This is a genomic window from Chitinophaga parva (assembly GCF_003071345.1).
Taxonomy (GTDB): domain Bacteria; phylum Bacteroidota; class Bacteroidia; order Chitinophagales; family Chitinophagaceae; genus Chitinophaga; species Chitinophaga parva.
Map to the genome: position 1 here is coordinate 1,171,317 of NZ_QCYK01000003.1, position 13,142 is coordinate 1,184,458.

The 13,142-nt window shown below is 34.0% G+C and carries 18 protein-coding genes; 15 read left to right on the top strand and 3 right to left on the bottom strand.

Annotation, left to right across the window (positions count from 1 at the left end; all coding sequences use genetic code 11):
- Positions 1-460: 460 nt before the first annotated feature.
- A complete protein-coding gene (locus DCC81_RS23915) occupies positions 461-943 on the top strand; it encodes a hypothetical protein (RefSeq protein ID WP_108689231.1) in 483 nt (160 codons plus the stop codon).
- Between the two features lie 15 nt (positions 944-958).
- Positions 959-1,366, top strand: coding sequence for a hypothetical protein (locus tag DCC81_RS23920; protein WP_133177782.1), 408 nt, complete (start codon positions 959-961; stop codon positions 1,364-1,366).
- 51 nt (positions 1,367-1,417) lie between these two features.
- Here DCC81_RS23920 and DCC81_RS23925 read toward each other — a convergent pair whose 3' ends face one another.
- Positions 1,418-1,858: a hypothetical protein gene (locus tag DCC81_RS23925; RefSeq protein WP_108689233.1), complete on the bottom strand. Its 441-nt coding sequence runs from the start codon at positions 1,856-1,858 to the stop codon at positions 1,418-1,420.
- 1,331 nt (positions 1,859-3,189) lie between these two features.
- Between DCC81_RS23925 and DCC81_RS23930 the strand changes: the two genes are divergently transcribed.
- The 10 genes from DCC81_RS23930 to DCC81_RS23975 all read left to right on the top strand — a co-directional run bounded on the left by DCC81_RS23930 (position 3,190) and on the right by DCC81_RS23975 (position 10,633).
- On the top strand, positions 3,190-5,052 hold the full coding sequence (locus DCC81_RS23930; protein WP_108689234.1) for a hypothetical protein: 1,863 nt from the start codon (positions 3,190-3,192) through the stop codon (positions 5,050-5,052).
- The gene (locus tag DCC81_RS23935; RefSeq protein WP_108689235.1) at positions 5,049-5,234 is read left to right on the top strand and encodes a hypothetical protein; all 186 of its coding nucleotides are present in this window, start codon (positions 5,049-5,051) and stop codon (positions 5,232-5,234) included. The genes DCC81_RS23930 and DCC81_RS23935 overlap by 4 nt, the downstream gene beginning before the upstream one ends.
- Positions 5,235-5,326: 92 nt before the next feature.
- Positions 5,327-5,776 (top strand): hypothetical protein, encoded by a 450-nt coding sequence (locus DCC81_RS23940; RefSeq protein WP_108689236.1) that lies wholly within the window; start codon positions 5,327-5,329, stop codon positions 5,774-5,776.
- A 55-nt stretch (positions 5,777-5,831) separates the two neighbouring features.
- Complete coding sequence (locus tag DCC81_RS23945; protein WP_108689237.1) at positions 5,832-6,311, top strand: hypothetical protein; 480 nt, start codon at positions 5,832-5,834, stop codon at positions 6,309-6,311.
- A gap of 29 nt (positions 6,312-6,340) precedes the next feature.
- Complete coding sequence (locus tag DCC81_RS23950; RefSeq protein ID WP_108689238.1) at positions 6,341-6,751, top strand: hypothetical protein; 411 nt, start codon at positions 6,341-6,343, stop codon at positions 6,749-6,751.
- A gap of 146 nt (positions 6,752-6,897) precedes the next feature.
- Positions 6,898-7,146: a hypothetical protein gene (locus DCC81_RS23955; protein WP_133177783.1), complete on the top strand. Its 249-nt coding sequence runs from the start codon at positions 6,898-6,900 to the stop codon at positions 7,144-7,146.
- Between the two features lie 117 nt (positions 7,147-7,263).
- Positions 7,264-8,469, top strand: a complete 1,206-nt coding sequence (locus DCC81_RS23960; RefSeq protein WP_108689240.1) for a terminase large subunit domain-containing protein — start codon at positions 7,264-7,266, stop codon at positions 8,467-8,469.
- Between the two features lie 15 nt (positions 8,470-8,484).
- Positions 8,485-9,042 carry a hypothetical protein gene (locus DCC81_RS23965; protein ID WP_108689241.1) on the top strand — a complete coding sequence of 186 codons (558 nt, stop codon included), beginning with the start codon at positions 8,485-8,487 and terminating at the stop codon, positions 9,040-9,042.
- A 161-nt stretch (positions 9,043-9,203) separates the two neighbouring features.
- The gene (locus tag DCC81_RS23970) at positions 9,204-9,800 is read left to right on the top strand and encodes a hypothetical protein (RefSeq protein ID WP_108689242.1); all 597 of its coding nucleotides are present in this window, start codon (positions 9,204-9,206) and stop codon (positions 9,798-9,800) included.
- A 20-nt stretch (positions 9,801-9,820) separates the two neighbouring features.
- A complete protein-coding gene (locus tag DCC81_RS23975; protein WP_108689243.1) occupies positions 9,821-10,633 on the top strand; it encodes a DUF5677 domain-containing protein in 813 nt (270 codons plus the stop codon).
- On the opposite strand, the gene DCC81_RS23980 is transcribed toward DCC81_RS23975, so the two are convergent.
- Positions 10,630-10,893, bottom strand: a complete 264-nt coding sequence (locus tag DCC81_RS23980; RefSeq protein WP_108689244.1) for a hypothetical protein — start codon at positions 10,891-10,893, stop codon at positions 10,630-10,632. The two genes, DCC81_RS23975 and DCC81_RS23980, sit on opposite strands and share 4 nt — an antisense overlap.
- A 46-nt stretch (positions 10,894-10,939) precedes the next feature.
- Between DCC81_RS23980 and DCC81_RS23985 the strand changes: the two genes are divergently transcribed.
- The 3 genes from DCC81_RS23985 to DCC81_RS23995 all read left to right on the top strand — a co-directional run bounded on the left by DCC81_RS23985 (position 10,940) and on the right by DCC81_RS23995 (position 12,933).
- Positions 10,940-12,148, top strand: coding sequence for a hypothetical protein (locus DCC81_RS23985; protein WP_108689245.1), 1,209 nt, complete (start codon positions 10,940-10,942; stop codon positions 12,146-12,148).
- A gap of 187 nt (positions 12,149-12,335) precedes the next feature.
- Positions 12,336-12,614 (top strand): hypothetical protein, encoded by a 279-nt coding sequence (locus DCC81_RS23990; RefSeq protein ID WP_108689246.1) that lies wholly within the window; start codon positions 12,336-12,338, stop codon positions 12,612-12,614.
- Positions 12,615-12,651: 37 nt separating this feature from the next.
- Positions 12,652-12,933: a hypothetical protein gene (locus DCC81_RS23995; protein WP_108689247.1), complete on the top strand. Its 282-nt coding sequence runs from the start codon at positions 12,652-12,654 to the stop codon at positions 12,931-12,933.
- A 22-nt stretch (positions 12,934-12,955) separates the two neighbouring features.
- Here DCC81_RS23995 and DCC81_RS25760 read toward each other — a convergent pair.
- Positions 12,956-13,142: hypothetical protein (locus tag DCC81_RS25760; RefSeq protein ID WP_205686420.1), on the bottom strand; the 187-nt coding region annotated here is incomplete at its 5' end.

A 13,142-nucleotide genomic window follows, 5' to 3' on the forward strand; every position in this document is an offset into this window, starting at 1 on the left:
AAAAAATATATTTTCTAAATTTCCTGAAATAATCCATTGTTATTCAAAAACACCTCCATACCTTTGTATTGCATCGTTAGTAGCTTAGTGCTTCAATAATGTATGTACATAACCTATTTACGGTAGAACAGGTTATAATTAGTGTTCGGTAGGTCAAATGACCATTTAATACCTTTTTGAGAGATTGAATAGTGACAAAGAAAGAAACTTTGAGGTAATCAAAGTTGAGTTTTAAGAACACTTATAATAATACCGGTCCACATTCATTTATCGCGTATAGCCCTAATTGTGTCCAGTCTGCGCAGATGGAAACAGGAAAGCTATACCCATACCTAACCAAAGCGGAATACTAGTTATCGCAATGGAGAAGGTATGTAAAAATTTGAACGATGATGAGTCGTATTGGGAAAGGTGCGTCTGAAAGAGCCGGGATATTATTAAAATTTTTAAAGTAACAGAAATGGAACAAACAATACAAACAAGCGTAGCAAATGCGCAGAAAGAACATCAAAAAGCATTACAAAATCTTTCATTCAATCAAAAAAGATTCGATAAAATCATTCAAAAATTTGAAGACAAAATGGATGAAAGCGGGCTTCCATGGGATGACCTGAAATTTGATGATGAGACAAATGAAAAGAAACGAAGGCTGGTCATTGACGTTGTTGAAGGTAAAGAACTATTACAAACACTTTATCATAAAGACGATAATCCTTCTTTGGACTTGATCAGGTGCATTGAATCAAATGGCAAGTCGCTTTATTTCTCTTTGTTCAAAATGGAAAGCAAAGCACTTGATGAAAAGATTCAAAAACTCAAAGCAAAATATGCCGATGCTATTATTCACCGGGTATCGACAAAAAAATACCAAGGAAACAAGTACCTGGTTGTTATTGATGGCAAGCATTTGAGCAGCATTAAGAAAGAAATGTATTCTAAATAGTAAAAACAAAAAAATATGAACAAAAAAGAAATTGTAACAATGTATTTTAATTTCGCTCACCAGGAAATTAGCAAAAAGCAGCATGAAGATGTTAACCAACTTGTCCAATACTTCAACGACCTACTTCAGTTGGGCAAATTTCTGTGTGATGACAAAATGCAAGAGGTTCTTCAGTATGCAAAAAAGTTTCCTGATGTGCTAGATGTATTCTTCAATGAGTATAAGGCTTATGAACTAAGCAAAAAAATAAATCCAGATATAAAGACACACCTGCCAACATCATTATTTTTTAATCATTTTCTGTTAATACAAACTGATGATGAGGAAAAATTGCGGCACATTAACATGTCTGAACCGATTTATAATGACATCGTAGATTTTCAATACATTAAAAATAAAATTAAAAATGGCAAATTAAATTGAACATGCAGAAATATCATGTCATAAGATCACCGGCAACGCCGGTGATCATCTTTATATCTTACCTTGCAATTCAGGCTTCAAAAAATAATAATTAGTATTCTCATAATTGAGCATCCCACGTTCGCCATGATTTTGGATGTAGATCGCTCTTTCCTTCGCCTTATATTCCACATTATTTAGCCCTGCAATATTAAAACTTGGCTTATACATAGCAATCAGGGTCGCCTCAACAATTTCAATTAATTCTCCAGCCACTTCCGCAAACCTACACGACTTATTTGGCTGTCTACCTAATGCTCCTTCTGTAAACTCAAAATGGTCTTTGAGTCTTGCTTTGGGGTTAATTGACCTGCCTATGTAAAGTAGAGTATCAATTCCATAAAGTGGCGAGGTTCCATATACTTGATAAACACCACAAGCATCTCCCACCTCAGTGTATTTAAGGCTTTGCCATTTAAGGGTAACAATTTCAAATGTAATTTTTGGTAGCATTGTATAGGGGTTTGGTTCTGAACAACAATTTAAACAATTTCATCAAATTCCGGTAGAAGTGGCGGAGAGAACAGTTTTTTAGCTATGTCACCAAATTCCCACCAAACAATATGTAAATAACACTTCATTAGCTTCACCTGGTTGCATCTCTCTTTCTCATGTCGTGAAAATACCGTGTAATAAAAAGGAAATACAGTTACTGTTCAATGTCACGAAAACTACGCCTTATATAGGAAATACACTTTTCTGATCAATGTCGTGAAAACTACGCCTTATATAGCAATTACACTTTATAGCTATGTTACGAAACCACCGTCTAATAAAAAAAGGAAACACATCTACTGATCAATCACGAAAATCCGGTAGAAGTTAAGGAGAGAAAAGTTTTTTATGTCGCGAAACCACCGTCTATTTAGAGAGAATACAACTACATCATGGATACATGAATATATAGAGAGAATAATATAAATAATAATAAGTAAGAGTAATAATTAAATAAGAAAAATAATAATAAGTAATTGAATAAAGTAATAAATAATAATGAATAAAGTAATTGTAATAAGAGTGATTAAGTAAATAATAATAAGAAAGTAGAATAAATAATAATAAAAACTAAAGGGAATGCGAAGGTGCGTAAGCAGCGAGTATTCCCTACTCCAGAAAAGTAAAAAAAAATCCTTTGTTATGTCTGCTTCTCAGACAGGGAAATATTTGCGTCTGAAGCCGCTGCACATTTCCCACAAATTTCTTTAATTGAAATAACAACTACCTAATAATCTATTCTTCTATTAATATTATAATAAAGTATAATACTATTATTATCTCCAGCTACTATTTATTTTCTTTCATTGAATTAATATTACATTTTTATATTAAAATTCTAGTTAGGATTCCTATTATAATTTAAAAATAAAAACTAACCTGGAATTTATATTATACTTTTTAATAATATTAATTATAAAGAGTCGTTTTTGCAATTGAAAAAGCAATTATCAAGCAATTAAAAAAATCCCATTATTATGATATTATTATTTTATTTAATACAATAAGTATTATAATAAGGAGTCACATTTTGCAATTGAATCAGTTGCTTCAATTCAATTAATCTACAAAAGTCAACACCAAAATAGTTAACTCTTCAAACTAGCCACCAGTCGACATTTCAGAGGAAAGGAATTTCAAAAATAAACTGCAAAAAACTTGACTTGAATTATATTTTTTCCCAACTTCAATATATAAAAGAATACAATAATCATATGTGAAATAATGGGCGGGTAATCTTGCCTGCCCTTTTTTTAATCTGATTATTGTTTAAACCATATGATTATTAAATGAATAAAGAAATCAACTACATCCTTCCAGAAGGGCTAATAAAAGCCATTACAGACTACCTTGCTTTAAAAGGCATCTACACTTCAACCAAACGAAATAAACCAACCAAAGACGCTGAGAATGCTCTCAATAGGCATTTATATATATTGAATTATATCGCTTTTTTCAGACAGTACAGGTATAGTGTTTACATAGATGAAGGCGTTCAAATCAATTTTGAAAGAACAAAAACTGTTCTTGGTGTAAACAGTGATGGAATGAAAGCAATCTTCAAAAACCTAATCGAAGGAGGCTTCATTGAACTTTACTCAGATTATGTATTTAAATCAAAATCCCATCATGAGAATAAATGTAACTCCTACCAATTCACATCAACGTGGGACAATCAAAAAGTAATTGAAACCGAAATAAATAATACCTCCAACCTTACCCAAAGGATAGTAAGTAAGATAAAAAAAACCACTCCTGATGACGTTTTTTCAAAGTACCAGGAACAAATGTTTTTAAACAATGTGGATGTAGATCAGACTGTCTACAATTATTTCGAAGAAAAGTATGGTTATACAAAAGATCAATTAAAAAACAACCGTTTACCAGTTGAATCTAAAGATTATTCCCTTTATTCAATTATCAATAAATCTGTATCAATAAGCCGCCCAGACAAGGAAAGTAGGATATATACACCACTTACCTCACTAAAGAAAGAGTTGAGAAAATACTTACTATTAGATGGTAAACAATTATTAGGACTTGATGTAAAAAACTGTCAACTTGTCATAAGTGTTTTAGCTGTTGAAGCATTGTTTGAAATAAAGAAAATGGAATTAACTGATGATTTCAATTATTACAAGCAATTAGCTGAAACTGGCGAAATATATGAGGTATTGGCAAAAGAATCTGGGTTGCTCGATTTGTTGAAAAAAGATAGAACTGCTTTCAAACAAAAGTTGTTCAGTGGTTATTTTTTTTCAAATAAGAAAAGCAATAACAAAGTAATTGGCGCATTTGAAAAACTTTTCCCAACTGTATTTAATTTGATCAATGAATTCAAAGACGATTATAATTACAACAAATGGGCGATCCTCCTTCAACAAGAGGAATCAAATATATTGATTGAAAAAGTTGGCAAACAACTTATAGAAAAAGAGATTAGCTATTTATCCCTTCATGATGGCATTTACTTTTCAAATGAAGCAGATAGGCAATTTGCGAAGGAAATAATTTTCAATCAATTCAAAGAGGCAGGAATAAATGTAATTATAAAAGATGAAAATTTTCAAAAGACAACTGCTTTAATTGATAAAAAACATGAAAATATACTTTGGTTCGAAGAAGCAATTGGAAAGCAATTACAAAAACATTACTTCAAAATTGATGATTGTTTTTTTAACGTCGAAAAACTAACTAGAAGACTTGACGGAGGAAAATCAAAAAAAATAAGAAAATCAGAATTTTTAAAACTATATACTATGAAATCAAATCCAAATAATGATGAATTTATCAAAAAATTTGTGGAAAGAGCTAATAAAGTAACAGCAAACAAGATACCTGCTCCTACAGTTGAAGCAAGGCCAATTGAAGAAGTCGTTTCAAAGCCGGTTGTTTCAAGTCCAGTCGAAGAAATTAAAAAACCTGAACTATCAGAAAAACTAAAGGCAAACATCAACTGGATCAACAACAACACACCTTTAGAGCTTGACGGCAGCCAAATAGTTTTTGAATTGGAGGATTGTGTTTTCAATATTGAAACACTCATAAGTACTTTCAAGAAAACTAACTATGAGGTTACCTGTAAGCATCCAAACGGGCTATTACCACTATATTATCAATATTATAATTCAAACATTAAACAAACTATATGATTACATTCGAAAGCCTAATTCAAAAGGCAAAATTAGTTTCAAAAAATTTCAACGAAAGACAAAAAAACTTGGAAAAAGAAGGAAAGCGTATTTGCGTTAAATGTTTGAAAGTAAAACCGATTGAGGATTTTAAAATTATGAAGTTTGGCAAAGTAGCGGATAATTGCAAAAGGTGTTGGTAGATTATCTATTCCTTTAAAGTATTTAAAAATTGCCCTGTCATTAATTTGATGGGGCTTTTTACTACATTTGCAGTAATCCCTAAAAAAAAGACATGAAAAAAACATTTTGTTTGTCCGGCACTTCTAATTCCGGAAAGTCCTCAATTGTCAGAGAAGTTTATAAACGCCTTACCGGAAATCAAATCGAAGGAACACCCGAAATAATGTTCACATTTGAATACAGAGAATTAAATGTAACAGTTATTAGTCCTGGAGATGTATTAGACGTGCGGCTTCACGGAAAAACACTTGAAGTTATTTTAAAAGAAACCTTCACACATGATTTTAAAAATCACTGTGTAATATGTGCAGGAAGAGTACGTAACCAAGTAATTAAATTGGTGGAGGAATTATCGACTCAAAATAATTATGAATTCGAGAAAATCATCGTCCAACATATTGAAGGCATAGAAGATGATTTCAAAAGGAAGATTGATTTGATCGCAACCAACATCGTTGAAAGAGTAAATGCTTTCTCGGATCAACTTACACTCGTTTCCTAACTTTGAAAGAAAGCCCACTCTTTCATATTTAAAATATAAATAATAACAAATATGAATGAGTTTAAACTTTCACGCAGATTTAGCAACAGGCCGCAAGGCAGAATATGATGTTGCTGATATATTTAAACTAGCAGGCTTCCACACAACAGTTCTCCCAGATACAGATTTATTTTCTTCGCACGACATAGAAGTCCAGCACCCAGAAGGTAGTTTAAAAACAATTGAAGTCAAAAGCGACCACATAGCCCCATACACCAAAAATGTTGCGGTAGAGTTCCAAAAAAGAAAAGATAATAAAATTATACCATCTGGTATTTCAATTAGCAACGCAGATTATATTGTTTATTGTTTTCCTCAACATCCCTCCTTCTATCTAATCCCCCTCCCCGATCTTCTTTCCCTCCTTTCAAACAAAAAATACAAATACACCAGATGGGGTGGTGATGAAAATATAAGTCATCTAGCACTTTTTGATTTTGATTTTTTCAAGAAAGAATGTGTTGCTATTAATGCGAATGTTTTAAAAAGGATTTGAAGCAATATTTAAAATAGAAACAAGTAACAATGGAAAAGAGACAATTATTCAAAAGCATTTACAGTATAATACATCACATTGAATACTATGAGAAATACAAAACATTCAACATCCCTGCGGAAGATGGGCAGGTAATAAAAAATATCTGGATTGCGCTAAACAACACCCCTGTAGATGTAACCTGTCCTCAATGTGTAGCAACTGCGTTATCCGTTATATCAAGCTATTTTCACAGGGAATATCCCATTTACATCTACGAACTTGAAGAGGCCGAACGCGAAGCTATCAAAGCAGAAATAGAGGCCGAATACAGAAAAGCAACATTGCTAGATGTATTGGCGGGTATGCAGCCAAAGACAGAGGAAAAAACCAACCAACCACAGCCACAACCAAAGAAGGTTTTTAGAGGCTCAAATTTCAATTCAAATGGCAAGAAGTAGCACAACATGGAAACCAGGACACAAGCCCCCCCATCAGTCCAGGAAGGCCCAAAGGATCGAAGAATGAAGTAACCACCAATATCAAAAATGCGATCCTAAATATTGCTGAGAAACGCATCGGAAGACTTGAAGCCGATTTAGATAAGATGACTCCTTATCAAGCATGGCAAACGATCAACAATCTTTTAAAGTATGCGGTCCCTGTAATGTCCTCAAAAGAGCTTGAGATTAGTAGTAATGTCCCCATGCAGTTTGAGTTAGTCTTAAACCCAATGGCGCCAAAGAAGCCAGAAGGCATAGCAGCAGCAGATTTTGAAGAGATTCCTGAAAATAAACTTATCGAGTTAACCAATGAGAATTGTCCTACCAGGAATCGAACTAACGAAGAAAAGTAATTTATAACTTATTTACTATCAATAACTATGGAGGTATTACGCCTCCATTTTTTTTGTTGGGTTACTGATTTGGTTACTAAACCCGCCCAAAACCTATTTAAATAATAAAAAAAATTAATGCATGAAACACAAAAGAAGCAAATACAAATAACCCTGCATGAAGGCCAATTAAATGTTTTCAACAACCATTCCAGATTTAGAATTATTCAGGCTGGAAGAAGATGGGGAAAAAGTACATTATCCTGTGCTATTGCTATAAGTGAAATGTTTCAAGCGCATACAGTTTTCTTCTTAACCCCTACACACGACCTGAACAAGACCCTATTCAATGAAATGCTTAAATGGCTACCAGAACAGGCTGTAAAAGCTGCCAATAAAAGTGAATTATCAATTGAATTAATCAATGGTGGTACTGCAAAATGGTTCAGTGCAGAATCAGCAGGCCAGATGAGAGGACGCAAAGCCCATTTCCTTGTAATTGATGAAGGTAGTTTTATTTCTGATCTTCAGGATATATATAATTCAATCTGTCTGCCATTACTGATAGATTACAAAGGAAAAGTACTAGCTATATCAACACCAAACGGTCACACCTTCTTCGACAAACTCTTTCTCAAAGGTATCAACAAGGAACCTGACTACGCATCTTTCACATTCACCAGTTATGAAAACCCATTATTGGATGCAAATGAGATTGAAACAATGCGTCAAAACATGCCTGACAGGCAATTCAAGATTGAGATTTTAGCGCAAAGAATTGATAGCAACGATTCAAACCCATTTGGAGAAGATAACATTGTAAAGAATATAACCCCAACTCTATCAACTAAGCCACCAGTTATTTTTGCTTTGGACGTTGCAAAGGTATATGACTACAGCGTATTGATCGGACTAGATGAAGATGGAACCATGTGTTACTTTGATCGTTTTCGATTGAATTATGAATTAACAGTCCAAAGAGTTAAGCGTATCAGATCAATCAGCGAAGCAAAGTTAATTGTTGATTCCACTGGTGTAGGCAATGCAGTGATGGAAATGATAAAGAAAGAAGTGAGCAATGTAGAAGGATTCATCTTTACGGGTAGTAGCAAACCTCTTATAATCAATAAGTTAATCTTAGCTATTGAACAAGGAAAAGTAAAGTACACTGAACAAGTAGCAAATGAATTATATACCTATGAAATGAAGATAGGTATAAATGGAAACGTCACCTACAATGGTGCCGCAGGAACGCATGATGACTGTGTTGCTTCTTTAGCCATGGCCTACTACCATCTTATCAGAGTAACCCATGCCGCCAACTGGAAGCTGTACACTATTTAAAAGTAAAAAAAATAAATGGCAATAGAAACACCTACATCATGGAAAGACGTAAAATTGAAACACTTCATCAAAATACTTGAACTCGCATTACCTACTGAATTGGGTGATGGGGAAAACTTATTTGAAGGGATAGACTATCGTTTCAATGTTCTTTCAATAATTACAGACAAACCGGTTGATTACTTTGAATCACTACCCATCAATGAATCCTTGCCTATGCTACAAACAACTAGTTTTTTAGATACCGAAATAAATGTAGATAATCATCAAGCTGCTTACACAATAAAACCTATTGACAAAGTCAAACTTTCCGACTTTATTTTATTCATGAATTTATCAGTTGATCCCTACAAAAATATGGCTACTATTTTAAAACATTTTATTGCGGAAGACTTAACAGAAGAACAGATCAACGACCTTGATATGTTAACAATCAACTCTCTTTTTTTTTGCTTACGCCAATCTGCGAAACAATCAATCAAGCGTTCCATCAGGGAGACCAGCAAGACACTAATGAAGCAGATAGTGACACAGAAAATACCGGCATTATTCAGAAGGAAAATCAAGAAATAAAAACAAAACTCTATAAGGTATTTGGTTGGCACTGGCTGTGCAAGGAAATTGCTGATTACCTGAATGAATCATTTTTCACAACAATAGAAAGAGAAGCATTGGAAATAGCTGGAGTCTATCAAATTATGAACGCAAGGAATGAATACCTCAAACTAAAGTAAATGGCAAGAAAAATAAATGATTCATTAAATAAACTTGATTCATTAGGTACCTCAAAGGATAGTTTTGAAGTGGTAACTGGCGGTAGCAGCGTAGTTGAATGCATTGAATTGGCTCTGGGTAATTTTATTCAAAGAGTAATCAAGAACATCCAAGATGCTGACATGATAGTTACAGGACAGATTGAAGATATCTCAATCCAGGTGGAATCAGATGTAGTTAATGTTCTTGCCAATGAATATCTAGTCTACCAAGATAAGGGCGTGAACCCATCAGGGCAGCAATTATACAACACTCCATTTTCCTACAGAGAACTCCCTCCACCCTATCAGGTATTTATCGATTACATAAAAACAAAAAATCTTCAACTTCGCAATAATGAAACTTACTATGGCAAGCCCTCACCACATAAGGATTTGACAGATGAAGAAGAAATTGAAAAAGCAGCTCATGCAATGGCCATGTCTATTTTCAAGAAAAAAGGTATAAAACCAAGGGATATTTATTCAAGAGAAATCCCGCAACTAATCAAAGATATTCAATCATTAGTTACGGGGTTTGCTGCGGAGCAGATTAAGGAGGTGTTTGTGTCGAAATAGGAATTTCGTATTTTTAACTTATGAATAAAATTGAGAACAAGTTAATCAATAGGGAACTAGAACCTAATATAAAGTCTGCATATGCATACTGTTCAGACAGAATTGATAGTCTTGTTGATTATAGCCTTGGAATTCTCAAACCAGAATTAAAAATAACCAGCAATTCACTAGGTGACTCTGGACCAATATTTATATTTAGGCATATACTTGACTTGTTAGATTCAATCTCATTGTTGATTAGAACAGGAAGTTCGGCCACCCCTCAATTACTTTTGCGTGCGCTTTTCGAATCATATGTCTACCTAGTATATATCGCGGAAAAAGACACATTACGAAGGCAAAATGCATATGTGGCATTTAATAGCCTTGAAAATTACATATATGATAAGAAGAAAGGTATTAATACATCAGATCAAAGATTTATCGATGCAACATTTCTTTTTTCAAAACAGCCATATAAAGAAATCCTTGAAAACTACGAGAACAAAAATGCTGAACATTGGTATTCCCTTTTTGGAGGACCTACTTCGTTTAAAAAGCTACTTAGATATTTGAAATTAGAGGACTTATATTATTCAAAAATATATAAAGACTACTCGGAAAATGTTCATGGAACAAATCAATCTATGAGAAATCTTAGACCACTTCCAGAAGGTGGGATAGAATTTCCCCCACTAAGAGATTACCAGTATGTCGGTGAAATATTTGGAGTTGCGATAATGATAGCTTGCCAATCCCTAACTTACTTTGCAGAAATACGCAAGCTCACTAATCTAGGTGACATCTTAAAGGTAGTCAATGACTACAGCAACGACTACGATTTCTCCGACTAGCCCAAGAAACCACCTTGGTTCTCTCGCCTATGATTTAAATTAATTGCATCAACTATCCTATTTAGTCTATCTGTTGCATCGCTAGGAATATCGCCTCCAATAAAGACCCAGTCTCCATTTTGTTGACCAACCCTCACGTTGATTAATTCGCCTTCAGATTCAAACGAAATGTGATAACGAATGCTATTGTCCAGAAGATATGTAACCTTCTGAAAGGTCATATCAATACCCTGAATGTTAATTGCAAAAATCTCTGCCATAAAAAAAATTTTGTTTAAACAAAGCAACGAAAATATTTAAACAATAATGGCAATAACTTTAAATAATTTTCCAAAAAACTTCACCCCATCTGGAAACGCTATTATGTTTGCAATAAATAGCGATAATAGTGACATAGTTTATTTCACTGCAGAGGTCAAAGATGCAGTTACAAGCAACACAATCGCAACATTGCATCTTGAATGTACACCTTCAAATCAAACAGGTGCATACATAAATCTTTCAAGTATACTGAATAGCTACGTAGGCTATGAGTTTACAAATTACGTAGACAATTACATAGATACTTACACCAAGCAAATACTATCATACAAAGTAACCTTTACTGAGATGTATAATAACGCTGGTGCAATAACTGCTGGTGCTACTTTAACGACTGATATTTTCAATGTATTTCTATCAAACTTGGATACGATCAGCTATTTTAATTACACCGAAAACACCTACGTTTTAACAAGTGGCCAGTTGGCTAAGTTTATGACTGCAAAGCCAAACAATTTAAAAATAAACTATGATTCAATTGAAGGCTTATATTTTATGCAAGATGCATATAAGCCAACAATGAAAGTAGTGTTTAAGGCATACAACACAAGCAACACCATAATTCAAACAGCAACAACACCTACGTTCACTACAACCAACAAGATAATCCGCATTAATTGCAGCCCAAAAAAGATATTCACAGAAGCGCAGTTTAATGCAGCAGCTTACTTTACAGCTCAGTTGTTTGACAACAGCAATGTTGCATTGAGCGAAATACGTACTTATTATGTCGATCAAATGCCCTGTTCTTTCAAGAAGTTAAACGTTACATGGTTAAATAGACAAGGTGGCTATGACAGTTATACTTTTGTGAACCCTGAACCCACCTATTCAACTACAAGTAGAAATACAATCCAAATAAACAACATGAAAGCAGACAGCACAGGTTTGATCAGCGACAATAACGCAGGTATCTTCAATCAAACAACAAAGCAGCTATCCGCACCTACAGAATTATCATTGAAAGTAAATACCCGTCCACTAACAGATATCGAAAATTACTGGCTGGCGGATCTTCTTCAAAGCCCTCACGTCCTCCTTCAGGTAAACGATACCGTATTTATACCCATTTCAATTACTGAAAACAACCAGGTACTTACCAGCAGGAGATATATAAAAGACACTGCTAATATCAAGCAATACACACTCCAACTACCTGATGGCTTCAATCTTTTGTCTTTCAATATCTTATAATAATGAATGTTACCAATTGCCATTTTTAATGTATTGATACTGACAGGCTCTCATGTCCGAGGGTCATTTTTCCACTAGATGATGACGAACAATTAAAGACAATCCTTTGCCCAGGGTATTCCTACCCTGGGTTTTTTGTTTCAAAATAACAAATTTACTCTTTATTTGCTAAAAAAATTAGCATTTTATGAGATTGCCTTATATAGAATTATTTGGTTATGTGACGTGTGGTAGTGATTATTGGTATTATGAACTACGGCAACCACTAGGCAATCCAGGTAGCTACATCCTGGCTATTAACAGAATGGAAGCAATGACACTCTATTCATATGCGGATGGTGAATGGCATGCACGTTTTTATTGGGGATGCCCTGCTTTCACCCAGGCAGATATAGACATTTTGGGGGAAATGATTGAAGAAGAGACGGAGAGAATTAAAAATGTGGAAAAAACATCTTATTTATAAATTTTGACTACCATATATTCACAAAAAAAAGAATGATATGAATGATATAAATAGTATTCTACAAAAGTTACAAGAAAGAAAACCAAAATTCAAAATAGGTGATGTGGTTTATTTGGCAGCAGGTGGCAAGGCAGCAATTAACAAAATCATGGGAGGTCCCTTCTTCAACGAATATTATGAATGCGTTTGGGGGAATGATAAAACAAGCCAGATTCAAATTGCTGAGTTTCATGAATCAATATTATTTTCGGAATCACAAACAAGCAATGAAGCTGCTGGGGAACAAGCAAAAGAACTTCTGCAAAAAAAGCACCCATAACCGAGTGTCTTTTTATTGCTATTTAAAAGATAAAAATGTTCAGCGTTTTTATCAATGACACAAAGTTAACCCCAAATGACAGTGAAAGCTTCCCTGTAAACGGTAGCACATAAAAATATAAAAGTGCTACCTTTAAAAGGGAAGAATTATGAAAAAGAGCAAATTCACGGAGAGCCAGATTATAGGCATTCTCAAGTCGCAGGAAAGCG

Bases quoted from the DNA above. Each gene is read 5' to 3' on its own strand.
- DCC81_RS23915 (WP_108689231.1), top strand. From the start codon at position 461: ATGGAACAAACAATACAAACAAGCGTAGCAAATGCGCAGAAAGAACAT.
- DCC81_RS23920 (WP_133177782.1), top strand. From the start codon at position 959: ATGAACAAAAAAGAAATTGTAACAATGTATTTTAATTTCGCTCACCAG.
- DCC81_RS23925 (WP_108689233.1), bottom strand. From the start codon at position 1,858: ATGCTACCAAAAATTACATTTGAAATTGTTACCCTTAAATGGCAAAGC.
- DCC81_RS23930 (WP_108689234.1), top strand. From the start codon at position 3,190: ATGAATAAAGAAATCAACTACATCCTTCCAGAAGGGCTAATAAAAGCC.
- DCC81_RS23935 (WP_108689235.1), top strand. From the start codon at position 5,049: ATGATTACATTCGAAAGCCTAATTCAAAAGGCAAAATTAGTTTCAAAA.
- DCC81_RS23940 (WP_108689236.1), top strand. From the start codon at position 5,327: ATGAAAAAAACATTTTGTTTGTCCGGCACTTCTAATTCCGGAAAGTCC.
- DCC81_RS23945 (WP_108689237.1), top strand. From the start codon at position 5,832: ATGAGTTTAAACTTTCACGCAGATTTAGCAACAGGCCGCAAGGCAGAA.
- DCC81_RS23950 (WP_108689238.1), top strand. From the start codon at position 6,341: ATGGAAAAGAGACAATTATTCAAAAGCATTTACAGTATAATACATCAC.
- DCC81_RS23955 (WP_133177783.1), top strand. From the start codon at position 6,898: ATGACTCCTTATCAAGCATGGCAAACGATCAACAATCTTTTAAAGTAT.
- DCC81_RS23960 (WP_108689240.1), top strand. From the start codon at position 7,264: ATGCATGAAACACAAAAGAAGCAAATACAAATAACCCTGCATGAAGGC.
- DCC81_RS23965 (WP_108689241.1), top strand. From the start codon at position 8,485: ATGGCAATAGAAACACCTACATCATGGAAAGACGTAAAATTGAAACAC.
- DCC81_RS23970 (WP_108689242.1), top strand. From the start codon at position 9,204: ATGGCAAGAAAAATAAATGATTCATTAAATAAACTTGATTCATTAGGT.
- DCC81_RS23975 (WP_108689243.1), top strand. From the start codon at position 9,821: ATGAATAAAATTGAGAACAAGTTAATCAATAGGGAACTAGAACCTAAT.
- DCC81_RS23980 (WP_108689244.1), bottom strand. From the start codon at position 10,893: ATGGCAGAGATTTTTGCAATTAACATTCAGGGTATTGATATGACCTTT.
- DCC81_RS23985 (WP_108689245.1), top strand. From the start codon at position 10,940: ATGGCAATAACTTTAAATAATTTTCCAAAAAACTTCACCCCATCTGGA.
- DCC81_RS23990 (WP_108689246.1), top strand. From the start codon at position 12,336: ATGAGATTGCCTTATATAGAATTATTTGGTTATGTGACGTGTGGTAGT.
- DCC81_RS23995 (WP_108689247.1), top strand. From the start codon at position 12,652: ATGAATGATATAAATAGTATTCTACAAAAGTTACAAGAAAGAAAACCA.